Annotated in this window: 13 protein-coding genes and 2 riboswitches; of the genes, 5 read left to right on the forward strand and 8 right to left on the reverse strand. The window is 74.5% G+C overall.

Annotated elements, in window-relative coordinates; genetic code table 11:
- Positions 1-132: 132 nt before the first annotated feature.
- Together purS and purQ are read left to right on the forward strand one after the other, a co-directional pair.
- Entirely contained in the window at positions 133-393 is a 261-nt protein-coding gene (gene purS / locus ACO4JP_RS02705; RefSeq protein ID WP_425955862.1) for a phosphoribosylformylglycinamidine synthase subunit PurS, read from the forward strand.
- Positions 393-1106, forward strand: a complete 714-nt coding sequence (gene purQ / locus ACO4JP_RS02710) for a phosphoribosylformylglycinamidine synthase subunit PurQ (RefSeq protein ID WP_425955863.1) — start codon at positions 393-395, stop codon at positions 1104-1106. The genes purS and purQ overlap by 1 nt, the downstream gene beginning before the upstream one ends.
- Here purQ and ACO4JP_RS02715 read toward each other — a convergent pair.
- The 6 genes from ACO4JP_RS02715 to ACO4JP_RS02740 all read right to left on the reverse strand — a co-directional run bounded on the left by ACO4JP_RS02715 (position 1096) and on the right by ACO4JP_RS02740 (position 6475).
- A complete protein-coding gene (locus ACO4JP_RS02715) occupies positions 1096-1818 on the reverse strand; it encodes an MBL fold metallo-hydrolase (RefSeq protein WP_425957036.1) in 723 nt (240 codons plus the stop codon). The two genes, purQ and ACO4JP_RS02715, sit on opposite strands and share 11 nt — an antisense overlap.
- 75 nt (positions 1819-1893) lie before the next feature.
- Positions 1894-3063, reverse strand: coding sequence for a TIGR04053 family radical SAM/SPASM domain-containing protein (locus ACO4JP_RS02720; RefSeq protein ID WP_425955864.1), 1170 nt, complete (start codon positions 3061-3063; stop codon positions 1894-1896).
- Between the two features lie 34 nt (positions 3064-3097).
- Entirely contained in the window at positions 3098-3652 is a 555-nt protein-coding gene (gene nrdI, locus ACO4JP_RS02725; protein ID WP_425955865.1) for a class Ib ribonucleoside-diphosphate reductase assembly flavoprotein NrdI, read from the reverse strand.
- A 109-nt stretch (positions 3653-3761) separates the two neighbouring features.
- On the reverse strand, positions 3762-4247 hold the full coding sequence (locus tag ACO4JP_RS02730) for a helix-turn-helix transcriptional regulator (RefSeq protein WP_425955866.1): 486 nt from the start codon (positions 4245-4247) through the stop codon (positions 3762-3764).
- 81 nt (positions 4248-4328) lie between these two features.
- Positions 4329-5783, reverse strand: coding sequence for an ATP synthase F0 subunit B (locus ACO4JP_RS02735; protein WP_425955867.1), 1455 nt, complete (start codon positions 5781-5783; stop codon positions 4329-4331).
- Positions 5780-6475, reverse strand: coding sequence for a hypothetical protein (locus ACO4JP_RS02740; protein WP_425955868.1), 696 nt, complete (start codon positions 6473-6475; stop codon positions 5780-5782). Before ACO4JP_RS02740 ends, ACO4JP_RS02735 begins: the two co-directional genes overlap by 4 nt.
- Before the next feature lie 315 nt (positions 6476-6790).
- On the opposite strand from ACO4JP_RS02740, the gene ACO4JP_RS02745 reads away from it, so the two are divergent.
- Both ACO4JP_RS02745 and ACO4JP_RS02750 read left to right on the forward strand, forming a co-directional pair.
- Complete coding sequence (locus ACO4JP_RS02745) at positions 6791-7462, forward strand: hypothetical protein (protein WP_425955869.1); 672 nt, start codon at positions 6791-6793, stop codon at positions 7460-7462.
- A gap of 221 nt (positions 7463-7683) precedes the next feature.
- Positions 7684-8703, forward strand: coding sequence for a type IV toxin-antitoxin system AbiEi family antitoxin domain-containing protein (locus ACO4JP_RS02750; RefSeq protein ID WP_425955870.1), 1020 nt, complete (start codon positions 7684-7686; stop codon positions 8701-8703).
- Between the two features lie 57 nt (positions 8704-8760).
- Here ACO4JP_RS02750 and ACO4JP_RS02755 read toward each other — a convergent pair whose 3' ends face one another.
- A complete protein-coding gene (locus tag ACO4JP_RS02755; RefSeq protein WP_425955871.1) occupies positions 8761-10050 on the reverse strand; it encodes an O-succinylhomoserine sulfhydrylase in 1290 nt (429 codons plus the stop codon).
- The gene (locus ACO4JP_RS02760; RefSeq protein ID WP_425955872.1) at positions 10047-10529 is read right to left on the reverse strand and encodes a rhodanese-like domain-containing protein; all 483 of its coding nucleotides are present in this window, start codon (positions 10527-10529) and stop codon (positions 10047-10049) included. The genes ACO4JP_RS02755 and ACO4JP_RS02760 overlap by 4 nt, the downstream gene beginning before the upstream one ends.
- 5 nt (positions 10530-10534) lie before the next feature.
- A riboswitch (SAM riboswitch) is annotated at positions 10535-10620 on the reverse strand.
- A gap of 111 nt (positions 10621-10731) precedes the next feature.
- Positions 10732-10844, forward strand: a riboswitch (SAM riboswitch).
- Positions 10845-10855: 11 nt separating this feature from the next.
- On the opposite strand from ACO4JP_RS02760, the gene ACO4JP_RS02765 reads away from it, so the two are divergent.
- Positions 10856-12310, forward strand: coding sequence for an aminotransferase class V-fold PLP-dependent enzyme (locus ACO4JP_RS02765; RefSeq protein WP_425955873.1), 1455 nt, complete (start codon positions 10856-10858; stop codon positions 12308-12310).
- Positions 12311-12315 lie beyond the last annotated feature (5 nt).

The raw sequence follows: 12315 nt of genomic DNA on the forward strand, positions 1-12315 counted from the left end.
TGGTGTCACTTGTGTCATCGCACGTCAGAGCACAAAAAGTGAGACTCGGCGTCGGTCAGGTCGGCGGGCGGCGATCACCTCCCGCCCCGGTAGACTGGCCCCGCACCCCCCGTCACTTCCATGAGGAGCCCCATGGGACGCGTCGTCGTCGAGGTCATGCCCAAGCCCGAGATCCTGGACCCCCAGGGCAAGGCCGTCGTCGGGGCGCTGCCGCGCCTCGGGTTCACGCAGTTCACCAGCGTGCGCCAGGGAAAGCGGTTCGAGCTCGAGGTCGAGGGCGACGTGACGCCCGAGATCCTCGCGGCCGCACGGCAGGCAGCCGAGACCATGCTGAGCAACCCGATCATCGAGGACGTCGTGGCCGTCCACGACGCGTCCGAGGTCTCCGCCTGATGGCCGGTGCCGAGGGCGCTCGCATCGGCGTCATCACCTTCCCGGGCACGCTCGACGACCGCGACGCGCAGCGCGCGGTCCGTCTCGCCGGTGCCACCCCGGTGGCCCTCTGGCACGCGGACGCCGAGCTGCACGGTGTCGACGCCGTCGTCATCCCCGGCGGGTTCTCGTACGGTGACTACCTGCGCGCCGGGGCGATCAGCCGCTTCGCCGCGGCGATGACGTCTGTCGCCGACGCCGCCCGGGGCGGCATGCCAGTGCTCGGCATCTGCAACGGCTTCCAGATCCTCACCGAGGCGCACCTGCTGCCCGGGTCGATGGTCAAGAACGACCACCTGCACTTCATCTGCCGCGAGCAGACCCTGGTCGTCGAGAACAACGCCACCGCCTGGAGCAACCAGTACGAGCTGGGCCAGCGCATCACGGTGCCGCTGAAGAACCAGGACGGCCAGTTCGTCGCCGACGAGCGCACCCTCGACGAGCTCGAGGGCGAGGGCCGCGTGGTGTTCCGGTACGACGGCTGGAACCCGAACGGCTCGCGCCGCAACATCGCCGGCATCACGAACGAGCGGGGCAACGTGGTCGGCCTCATGCCGCACCCCGAGCACGCGGTCGAGGCCGGGTTCGGCCCGGACAGCGCCGCCGGTCCGCGCCAGGGCACGGACGGTCTCGGGTTCTTCACCTCGGTGCTGGGTACGCTCGTCAACGCGTGACGGCACGAAGGTAAGCCAGCTGGGCCGTCACCGACTGCCGGGCCGCGGCCCGCACCGTCACGGGGACGTCCGAGTAGACCGTCGCCGTGACGTCGTCGGCCGTCGCGGCCGGGCCGAGAGCCGCGAGCGCGGCCCGCACCTGCGCGAGCCGCTCCAGCCGGTGCGCTCGGTAGGCGCGCACGGTGGCCGTCAGGTCCTCGACCACCGGCCCGTGCCCCGGTAGGCCCCGCAGCGTGCCACGGGGTCCCGACGTCGTCACGTGCTCGAGCCGGTCCAGGCTCGCGAGGTAGTCGGCCAGCGAGCCGTCGGGCTCGGCGATGACGGTCGTTCCCGCGCCGAGCACCGTGTCGCCCGTGAGGACCACCGCCTCCGCACCGCCGTCCGCGGGACCGACGACGAAGCACGCCGAGTCGGCGGTGTGGCCCGGCGTCGCGAGCACCTCGATCCGCAGCCCCGCGACGTCGAGCACCTCGCCGTCGCTGAGCGGGGCGCCGCCGTGACAGTGCGCCGGGTCGGCAGCCCGCACGGGCGCGCCCGTGAGCTCGCGCAGGCGCGCGGCACCCGCCGTGTGGTCGGCGTGGCGGTGCGTCACGAGGATCAGCTCCACTGGACCGACGCCGGCGAGCGCGCGCAGGTGCGCGTCGTCGAGCGGCCCGGGATCGACGACGGCGCCCGCGCCCAGCACGTACGAGCGCGTGCCGTCGAGCGTCATCGGACCGGGGTTCTCCGCGCGGACCGTGACCGCGTACGGGGTGACGGGCGTGGGCACGCCCCCACCGTACGGCGGCTACCGCGCCGCGGTGAGCGCCGTCGTGCGCGTGCCGGGCTGGTAGGGGCACAACGGGTCGGACTCGAGAGGGTCGCCCGTCCACGCGTATGCCCGCGCGCGCGAGCCGCCGCACCACAGGTGGTACTCGCACTCCCCGCAGCGGCCCTTGAACCCGGCCGGGTCGCGCAGTGACCGCATGGTCGGGTCGTCGCGGTACAGCTCGACGAGCGAGCGCTCCTTGACGTTGCCCACGGCGAGCGGCAGGAAGCCCGACGGCGTGACCTCGCCCTTGTGGGAGATGAAGACGATGCCGTTGCCGTCGCGGATGCCGAAGCCACGAGCCATCGGCATCGCCTCGATCTCGGCGGCCGACCTGCCGGCCTTCTCGAACCGGGTCGCGGCGACGCGGCGGTAGTGCGTGGCCTCCGTGGTGCGGACCTGGAACGGCGCGTCGTGGGCGATGCCGCCCAGCCAGCGCATGAGCCGCTCCGCCTCGCCCGGCGAGGCCTCGCGCAGCTGCGTGCCGCGGCCGGTGGAGATGAGGAAGAACAGGCTCCACGTCATGAGCGTGCGCGTGCGCAGCAGCTCGTACACCGCCGGGATGTCGGGCAGCGTGTCGGCGGTGACGAGCGTGTTGACCTGCACCGGCATGCCGACCTCGGTGGCGACGTCGAGCGCCGCGAACGTGGCGTCGAACGTGCCCGGGACCTGTCGCACGCCGTCGTGCAGCTCCGACGTGGAGCCGTCGAGGCTCAGCGAGATCGCCTGGACACCGAGCTCCTTGAGCTCCTCGAGCCGGCTGCGGCTGAGCAGCGGCGTCACGGCGGGGGCGAGCGAGACGCCGATGCCGCGGTCCGTCGCGGCGGTGATGAGCTCGTCGAGGTCCGCGCGGCGCAGCGGGTCGCCGCCCGTCATGACGATGTGGGGGAGCGGGTCGCCACTGTGCTCTCCAGTCGAGCTCCGCCCGAACCCGATGATCTGGTCGAGCACGGCGAGCGCCTGCCTGGTGGTCAGCTCGCCCGGCGTCGCCTGCCGGACGGCCTCGGCGCGGCAGTGGCGGCACGCGAGGCCGCACGCCGTCGTCAGCTCCCAGTACACGATCATGGGCGCGCGCTGGTAGGCGAAGTTCTCGTGACGAACGGCTCCGATCGCCGTGGCGGCCGGGGCGGGGTGCGGGGCGGTGGGCATCGGCACGCTCCTGGTGTCGGGGACTGCGTCGAGGCTAGCCACGTGGCGCGGACGCCTGGGCGGGCCGTGCGCTCGACGATCGGTCGGCGCTGGGTGAACGGTCGGTGTGCGGGGACGTGCCGGGGTTCGGCGGCGCCCCGACGGCGGCGGCCACCGCACCGGCTGCGAGCGCGTCGTCGAGCTCGGCCAGGATGCGCTGTGCGTCGTCGACGTCCCAGCGGGTGCCCTGCAGCTCGAACTCGAACAGCATCGGCCGGCCCGACGCCCTGGCGACCTGCCGCGCGGCGGCCTGGTAGTGCCTGCCGAAATTTCGGTTGCCCGAGCCCACGACGCCGGCGAGCCGCCGGCGCGTCACGGGCTCGGCCAGGAAGCGGCGCACCGCCTCGGGGATCGTGTCGTTGTCCGGGTTACCCGTCTTGTACGACGGCGTCACCAGCACCCACGGCCCGTCGGGCACCGACCGGCGAACCGCGCGGTCGCCGAGGTCGTGGGCCTGCCGGGCGGTGCCCGCGCAGACCCGCTCGCTGAACTCGCGGACCATGCCGGACGCCGACGAGTAGTAGTAGAGCGGGACGAGGCGAGCATTCACCGGCACAGCCTCCACCCCGTCGACGGCCGCGGAGGACCGGTTGGCGCGGGATGGGCCCAACGGCCTGCGCGTCGGTGACCACCGGCCCGCCGGGGGGCGCGCACCGTTCTCAGACGTGGGCGGCGTGGGCGGCGTGGGCGGCGTGGGCGGGGTGCGCGGCGTGGCCGGGGAAGGGGCCGTCGAGCACCCGTGCCCGGTAGGCGGAGGGCGTGAGCCCGGTCGCGGTGAGCACCGCGCGCTGCAGCCGCGACGTGGAGGTGAAGCCGGCGCGGGCGGCGACGTCGTCGGACCCGAGGTGCGCCAGGCGGGGGTCGCGGAGCAGCTCGAGCGCGAGGTCGAGCCGTGCGTGCGCGATGTGGGCCGCGACGCTCATCGGTGCGTGCTCGAACAGGCGCTCCAGCGTGCGCGGCGAGATCCCCACGTCGGCCGCGAGCCGCGCGGGCGTGAGCTCGGCGTCGCCCGCGTGAGCGGCGATGTGCCCGACGACGCGCGCACGCAGATCGATGTGCGACGGACCCTCGGCGGGGACGCGGCGGTGGGCGCCGCGGGCCGCGAGGAGCCGCGCGGGGAACCGGGCGGACGCTGGCGCGGGCATGACGCCAGTCTCGGCGGTCCCCTGGTGCCGGCGCCGGGTCGTGGCGCTAGGTGTCGCTCGGGCGGCGCTCCAGGGTCGTCGTCACGCCTCGCTGGGCTGCTCCTCCGTGTGCGGCGCGGGCTGCTCCTCGGCGTGCCGCGCCGGCTGGACCTCGGTGTGCGGCTCGGGCTGGTTGGGCGCGGTGGGCTCCACCGGTGCGGTGCTGGCGGGGGCGGCGTCGGGCGCGCTCTCGCCGGCGCCACCGTCGGCTGCGCCGGCGGGCGCCTGCTCGACGCTGTCCTGACCGTCGGGGGCGGCCACGTCGAGGAAGCCGCTGACCTCCTGCGGCAGCGGCGCCACCACGGCGTCGGTCAGGAGCGAGCGGATGGCCGACAGCTGCGCCTCCTGCTCGGCCTTGCGGGTCGTGATCTCGTCCAGCTCGGCGCGTGCCGAGGCCAGCATGCGGGTGGTGTCCGCGTGCGTGCGGGCGAGCATCGTCTGCGCGTGCTGGTCGATCTCCGCGCGCAGCTCGGTGACCTCGTTGCGCACGCGGCGGCGCGTCTGGTCGGCCTCCTGTCGCGCGTCCGCGAGCACCTGTTCCGCCTCCTGTCGCCCGCGCTGGGCGGCGGCGAGCTCGTCGTCGCAGCGGCGCTGGGTCGACGCGACGATCTCGGTGGCCTGGCGGTGCGCAGCCGCGACCGTGTGCTCTGCCTCGAGCTGCGCCGCCTGGACCAGGTGAGTGGCCTCGGTCTGGGCGTCGGTGCGGGTGTTCTCCGCCTCGGCGACCGCGGCAGCGATGAGGCGCTCGATGCGCTCGCCGAAGCCGACAGCGAGCTCGGCGACGGGGACCGGCACGTCGTCGACGTCGTCCTCGTGCGCCGCGGAGGGCTCGTCCGGGCCGGGCTGCGGGGCCTCCGCCGCAGCGCTGTCGGCGTACGTCGTGCTGGCCGCGGGCTGGGAAACGACGTCGTCGACGAGGGTGCCCTCGTCGGTGCCCACGAACACGGGCGACTCCTCGGACTGGGGGTACGGGGCGGGCTCCACGCCCGCTTCCGGATCGGCGTACCCGGCGACCGGCTCGTGCGGCTCGCCGTGCTCGGGCTCAACGCCGTCGTCCTCGGCGTCGTGCTGCGCGGGATCGGCGATCGCGGCCGCGAAGACGGGGACGTACGCGTCGGGCAAGGTCACGGGCGAGGTCACGGTCGCGGCGACGGGCGCGAACGACGGCGGGACGGACGGCGGCATGGACGGCGGAAGGGCCTCCCGCACCGGCGGCATGGAGGGCGAAACGGCCTCCCGCACCGGCGGCTCGAACGAGCGCGGCAGCCCGCCGAGCACGGTGCGGCGCGCCGGAGCGGGCGCCGCGGGATCTTGCGGCCGGCTGAGGGGCACCGGCCCGGACGTCGGTGCGTGCAGCGCACCGTCGAGGATCGCGTCGAAGCCGGGCTCCTGCGACGGCGCGCCGGCCGCGGCGTCCGGCTCGTCCCACCAGGGGCGCGAGGCGTCCGAGGCGCCGGTGCCGTCGTCGTTCGGGTGGGTGGGATGCCAGCGCATCACCGCTCGCCTCCTTCGGGTGCCGTGCCGGCCGCGGGAGCGGCGAGGCCGCCGAGGCCGAGCGAGCGGCGCAGCGCCTCGAGCTGGACGGCGATCTGGTCGCGACGCTGGACGAGCTCGCGCGTGCTCCGCTCAGCCTCGGCGCGCACGCGCGCGACCTCAGCCTGCGCCTCGGCGACGAGGCTCGCGGCGTGGGCGGACGCCGTCGTCGTCTTCTCCTCGGCGTCCGCGTGCGCGTGGCGGCGGATCTCTTCGGCCTCGGCGACGGCCTGGGCGCGCATGGACTCGGCCTCCTCGCGCAGGGTCTGTGCGCGAGCCTCGACGCGGGCGGCCTCGGTCCGGGCCTCCTCCACGCGGCGGTGCGCCTTCTCCTCGGCGTCGGCGATGGTCGTGCGGGCGTCGTGCTCGGCCCGGCGGCGTTCGTCGCCGGCGGCCTGCTGCGCCTCGCGGGTCAGCGCGTCGGCGGTGGCGACGGACTCTCGGCGCAGCTCGCCGGCGGCGTCGCGACCCTCCGCGAGGAGGCGCTCGACCTCGGCACGCGCGGCAGAGACCGTCGTCGTCGCATGGACCTGCGCCTCGGAGACGGTGGTGTCGGCGTCGCGCCGGGCGTCGGCGAGGATCTGGGAGGCCTTCTCGCGTGCGTCGCTGACGGCCTCCGCCGCCTCCGCGGCGGCCATGGCCACCATGCGTTCCATCCGCTCGCCGTACCCGTGAGAGCCCGCCTGCAGTGTGACGGGCCGTGGGGGACTGGCGATGAACCCGTCGGTCACTCGTGCTCCCAAGTCGAACGGTCCGGGTACTCCCGGAGCCGGGAGAAGGCTACCGGTCGCGCAAGGGCACGCCGCGCAGACCCGTCGCGCCGGCTGGCGCTCACCCGACCCTCGCGTGTCGCCGATCGGACTACTCAGGCATGCGTGCTCTACCACTCAATTGGCATCGCACTACCGCGAAATGGCGGAATCCGGGCCGCATGATGGAACAAATCCAAGGACCATCCAGGAGGCGCACCAATGACGCTCGTCGACCAGCCAGAGGCCGAGCCCCTAGTCATCGACGCCGATCCTTACATCGCCCCCCGGCTGGCAATGACCGCCTGTCCGCGCACGCTCACCACGTTCGACGGCTTCGTCATCTCGGGCCGCGCCTACGGGTCCGAGGTGGAGGGCGTCGAGGTCGAGGTCTCCGTCGCCGGGGTCACGCGCACGGGGAGCGTGCACGACGGTACCTGGGTGGTCCGCTTCGAGGACGGGGCGCTGTCGCACCGTCACGCCGGAGTGCGCCCGGTCACCGGTCGTGTCACCGACTCCTGGTTCAACGCCGCGCAGGCCTCCGAATGGGTCACCATCGACGAGTTCGTCGACGGGTTCGTCCATGTCGACGGGCGTCACGACGTCGTGGGAGAGGGTGGCTCTGGCGGCCACCTCGTGGTCTCCGGCGAGCTGGGCCTCGGCACGCACGAGGAGGGCCGCGAGCTGGTCGTCATGCTGGTGCGCGACGACTCCGAGGGAGTCGTCGTGTCGACAGGCCTCGTCGAGCCGGGCTGGCACCACGGTGAGTGGCTCGCCCGCCTGCCGCTCGCGGGCGTCACCGCCGGCGTCTACCGCGTGCGGGCGCTCCTCACCGACAAGGTGTGCGCGAGCCTGACCCGCCTGGCGGCGAGCCAGCCGTTCACGCTGGCCTGACGCCGCGCTCCACCCCGTCCCCCTTCCCTTTCGACGTCGTACCTGCTGGCGTTCTCGCGCGCAGAACGCCGGCAGGTACGACGTCGAAAGGGGGGTTCTGCGCTGCTTGCCCCGCGATCGGCCTGACCGACGTCGTCCCCAGGGGCGGCGAAGTCCTGGATGTGCACAGGCCCGTGCCGTGGGCCACGTTCACCTGGGGCGACCCGTGCTCTGATGCGGCGGTGCGCACCCCACGCCCCCTGCCGCCAGCACTCCTCCACCTCGCGGCCGCCCAGGAAGGGCTCGTCACGTTCGCCCAGTGCGAGGCACACGGGGTCGACGGCGGACGCGTTGCCAGGCTCGTGCGACAGGGTCGGCTCGTCCCCGTGACGCGGGGCGTCTACGACTCCGTGCTCGTGCCGCCGCGGGACCGCACCGGTCCCGGCTCGTTCGACCATCGACGCCGCCGCTCCGCCGTCGCCGGGCTCCTCGCCTACGGTGCGAGCGCGGTCGCGACGGGCGCCTGTGCGCTGGCTCTGCTCGGGGTCGCGGGCCTGCCGGTCGAGGTCGTGCCCGAGGTCATGCTGCGCGACGGCGGGCCGCGGCGTCGGCGCGACGGCGTCGTCGCACGGCGCTACCAGGGCTGCAGCATCGGGTCGGCGGAGGGCTGGCCGGTCGTGAGCGTCGAGGACGCGCTCGTCCAGACGATCCCCACGCTGGGACGGCGTCGCGCGCTCGCGGTGCTCGACAGCGCGCGGCACCGGGGTCTGGTCGACGCCGACGGCGTCGCCCGCGCGCACGAACGGGCGCGCGGCCGCCCGGGCGTCGAGCACACGCACGACGTCTGGGGGCTCACGGACGAGCGAGCAGAGTCTCCGGTCGAGTCCGTGGCACGGTTGAGCTGCATCGACGGCGAGCTCGCGCCCGATGCGCTCCAGCTGGTGCTCGTCGACGAGACCGGCCGGTTCGTCGCGCGCTGCGACCTGGCGTGGTGGCTGGGAGGAACCCGCTGGCTGGTCGCAGAGATCGACGGCGAGGACCCGCACTCGCAGCCCGAGGCGCTGTTCCACGACCGGGTCCGGCAGAACGCGATGCTGGCCGGGGGAGTCCAGCTCGTGCGGGTCACCGGTGCCGACGCCTGGCGCGGTGCCCTCCCCGGGCTGGTGCGGCCCGTCCTGCGCCGCGCGGGCTGGGAGCCGGGCCGCCCGGTCCCGTCGGGGGCGGTGGCCCTGACGGGCCTCGACCCCTCCCTTTCGGCGTAGTACCTGCTGGCGCTCTGCGCGCCAGAGCGCCAGCAGGTACTACGCCGAAAGGGAGGGTCAGAGCACCGTCAGCGCCTGCTCCACGTCCTCCGCGATGTCCTGCGGGTCCTCCAGACCCACCGAGAGGCGCACCGTCGTCTCCGCGATGCCCACCTTCGCGCGGCCGGCGGGGCCGAGCTTGCGGTGCGTCGTCGTCGCGGGGTGCGTGACCATCGACTTGGCGTCGCCGAGGTTGTTGGAGATGTCGACGATCTGCAGCGAGTCGAGGAACCGGAAGGTCCGCTTCTTGGCGTCCACGGGGTCGGTGCCCTCGGGCACCGCGAGGTCGAACGTCACCACGGTCCCGCCGCCCTCCTGCTGCGACACCGCGAGATCGTGCTGCGGGTGCGACTCGAGGAACGGGTAGCGCACGACGCTGAGCCCCGGCAGCTGCTCGAGCGTGCGCGCCACCTGCAGCGCGGCGTCGGTCTGCGCGCGGACGCGCAGGTCGAGGGTCTCCAGCCCCTTGAGCAGCACCCACGCGTTGAACGCCGACAGCGACGGCCCGGTGTTGCGGATGAACGTCTGCACGGGCCCCTCGAGGAACTCGCGCGAGCCGAGGATCGCCCCGCCCAGCACTCGCCCCTGCCCGTCGATGTGCTTGGTCGCCGAGTAGACGACGACATCGGCGCCGAGCTGCAGCGGCTTCTGCAGCACCGGCGTCGCGAACACGTTGTCGACGACGACGACGGCGCCCGCCGCGTGCCCGAGCTCGGCCACGCGGCGCACGTCCACGAGGTCCTGCATGGGGTTCGACGGCGTCTCGAAGAAGACGACGTCGGCCGGCCGGCTCAGCGCCTCTTCCCACTGCTCGATGACGTGGCCGTCGACGTAGTCGACCGTCACGCCCCACTTGGCGAAGATCTCTTCGTAGATGACGGTCGTGGAGCCGAACAGTGCCCGCGCGGACACGATGCGGGACCCGCTGCGGACCAGTGCGGCCAGCGTCGTGAACACCGCGCTCATGCCGGTCGACGTCGCGTAGCAGGCCTCGGCCTCCGGGCCCTCGACCAGCCGGAGCCGCTCCTCGAACGTGTGCACCGTCGGGTTGCCGTAGCGCGAGTAGACGAACCGCGACAGCTCGCCCGAGAACGCGGCCTCGGCGTCGGCGGCCGAGTCGTAGGTGTAGCCCTGCGTGAGGTAGACGGGCTCGGCCGTCTCCTGGAACTCGCTGCGGCGGTGGCCGCCGCGCACCGCGAGCGTGCGCGGCCGGGCCGACGCCGGCAGCGGCTTGCGCCCGGAGCCGCCCGGGCGGTTCGTGTCGGCGGCGGGGCCGGTGCCGATCGGGGCGGGGTCGGGGGCGTTCATCGGGCGTCGCCGGCGGGGGCGCCGTCGGCGTACGTGGTGCGCCACGGCAGGCCCGCGGCCTTCCAGCCCTCGCGGTCGCGGACGCCGTCGATCCCCGGCGCGCCCTCGAAGCCCTGGAGGATGTTGTACGACGGCGCGAGGCCCGCCGCCGTGGCGACGCGGGCGGCCGCGATGGAGCGCTGGCCCGAGCGGCACAGGAACACGAGCTTGGCGTCCGGCCCGGCGTCGGCGTCGGCGAGCGCGCCCTGCAGGTCCGACAGGAATGCGGGGTTGGGTGTGCCGTTGTTCAGCACCCACTGCGTGAACACCGTGCGCTTGCCCGCGCCGGCGACGTCGGGAACGCCGATCTGCTCCCACTCACCCTGCGTGCGCACGTCGACGAGGACGGCGGCGGGGTCGGTGGTGAGCAGCGCCCACGTCTGCTCGGGCGTGATGTCGCCGGCGTAGCCGTCGGCCGGGGTGACGTCGATGTCGCTCATGGCTGCCTCCATCGGTCGTGGCGGTAGCACCTTGCGTTCAAGGTTGCTGCGGCGTCACAGTGCCACGTCACTCGGCCGCTCGGGATGGTCGGCGCCGATCGTACGACGGTGCCCGTGTGTCGGACCCATGGTCTCGAATGCTGGTCCCGCATCCTGAGACCGGCGTTGACGTCGCCGCGTGGCGCCCCGCACAGTAGGCGGCGGTCAAGAGCGCCAGCGCGAAGCCCCGGCTCGCTGGCCGGCAACCCTCCCTCCACGGCGGGGTGCCCCGGGTGACGACCGGGCCGCGCCCTCCCCGCGCGGCAAGCGCGAGAGGAGAGATCCCTGTGACCACGCTGACCGAGCAGACGGCCGTCCAGATCGACGTGCCTGCGAGCCCTACCTACGCCCCCGCCCGCGTCGACGACGTCGCGCCCGTGCTGCCCGTCGTCGGCGGCTCCACGCTCGTGCCGCTCGTCGACGGCCGCGAGGTGCCCTACGCGAACCTCGACGTCGCGGCCTCCGCCCCGGCGCTCGAGGCCGTCGCCGAGCGGGTGAGGCGCGTGCTGCCGCTCTACGCCTCGGTCCACCGCGGCGCCGGCTACCTGTCGCAGGTCTCCACCGCGTTGTACGAGCAGGCGCGCCGCACCATCGGGGCGTTCGTCGGGGCCCGCGAGGACGACGTCGTCATCGTCACGCGCAACACCACCGACTCGCTCAACCTGCTCGCCGGGTGCGTGCCGGCCGACCCGGTCACCGGCCGGCCGGGCCGGGTGCTCGTGCTCGACGTCGAGCACCACGCCAACCTGCTGCCGTGGCAGCGCGGGGCGGACGCGACGGTGCTGACCGGCGGCTCCACCGTGGCCGCCACGCTCGCCGAGCTGCACGCCGAGCTCGCCGACGCCGCCACCGCGGGCGCGCCCTACGCGCTGGTTGCCGTGACCGGCGCCTCGAACGTCACGGGCGAGGCGCTGCCCGTCGAGGCCGTCGTCGCGGCCGCGCACGCGGCGGGCGCCCGCGTGGCGCTGGACGGCGCCCAGCTGGTGCCGCACCGCCGGTTCTCGCTCGCCGAGTCCGGCGTCGACTACGTCGCGTTCTCCGGCCACAAGACGTATGCACCCTTCGGTGCGGGCACGCTCGTCGGCCGCCGCGACTGGCTCGACCTCGGCACCCCGTACCTCGCGGGCGGCGGGGCCGTGCGCCGCGTGCGCGTCGCCGAGACCACCTGGCACGACGGCCCCGCCCGGCACGAGGCCGGCTCGCCCAACGTGGTGGGCGCGGTGGCGCTCGCTGCCGCCGCCGAGGCGCTCTCCGCGGTCGACCCGGCGGTGCTGCACCTCCACGAGTCGACCCTGCGCGCCCGCCTCGTCGCGGGGCTCGAGGACATCGAGCGCGTCCGCGTGGTGCGCGCGTGGGACGACGCCGTCGACCCGGTGGGCGTCGTGACGTTCACCGTCGCCGGCTACGACCCCGGTCTCGTCGCCGCGTACCTCTCGGCCGAGCACGGCATCGGCGTGCGCGACGGCCGCTTCTGCGCGCACCCGCTCCTGGGCCGGCTCGGGTTCGACGCCGGTGCGGTGCGCGCCTCGGTCGGCGTCGGCACGCCGGGCTCGGACGTCGAGCGCCTGCTCTCCGCGGTCCGCGCCCTCGTCGAGGACGGCCCGCAGGCGGCCTACGACGTCGTCGACGGCCTGTGGGTCGTGGTCGGCGACCCGCGCCCGGTCCCGGCGGGCCTGGGCCTGAACGGCCTGCTGGCCACGGCGGCGTCGACGACGGACGCGTTCGGCTGCACCACCTACTGATATGT

It is taken from the genome of Xylanimonas sp. McL0601 (assembly GCF_049852175.1).
Classification (GTDB): domain Bacteria; phylum Actinomycetota; class Actinomycetes; order Actinomycetales; family Cellulomonadaceae; genus Xylanimonas.

Coding starts and splice junctions, on each gene's coding strand:
- ACO4JP_RS02740 (WP_425955868.1), bottom strand. CDS start 6,475: ATGGAACGCATGGTGGCCATGGCCGCCGCGGAGGCGGCGGAGGCCGTC.
- ACO4JP_RS02760 (WP_425955872.1), bottom strand. CDS start 10,529: ATGAGCGACATCGACGTCACCCCGGCCGACGGCTACGCCGGCGACATC.
- ACO4JP_RS02745 (WP_425955869.1), top strand. CDS start 6,791: ATGACGCTCGTCGACCAGCCAGAGGCCGAGCCCCTAGTCATCGACGCC.
- ACO4JP_RS02755 (WP_425955871.1), bottom strand. CDS start 10,050: ATGAACGCCCCCGACCCCGCCCCGATCGGCACCGGCCCCGCCGCCGAC.
- purQ (WP_425955863.1), top strand. CDS start 393: ATGGCCGGTGCCGAGGGCGCTCGCATCGGCGTCATCACCTTCCCGGGC.
- ACO4JP_RS02730 (WP_425955866.1), bottom strand. CDS start 4,247: ATGCCCGCGCCAGCGTCCGCCCGGTTCCCCGCGCGGCTCCTCGCGGCC.
- purS (WP_425955862.1), top strand. CDS start 133: ATGGGACGCGTCGTCGTCGAGGTCATGCCCAAGCCCGAGATCCTGGAC.
- ACO4JP_RS02715 (WP_425957036.1), bottom strand. CDS start 1,818: ATGACGCTCGACGGCACGCGCTCGTACGTGCTGGGCGCGGGCGCCGTC.
- ACO4JP_RS02720 (WP_425955864.1), bottom strand. CDS start 3,063: ATGCCCACCGCCCCGCACCCCGCCCCGGCCGCCACGGCGATCGGAGCC.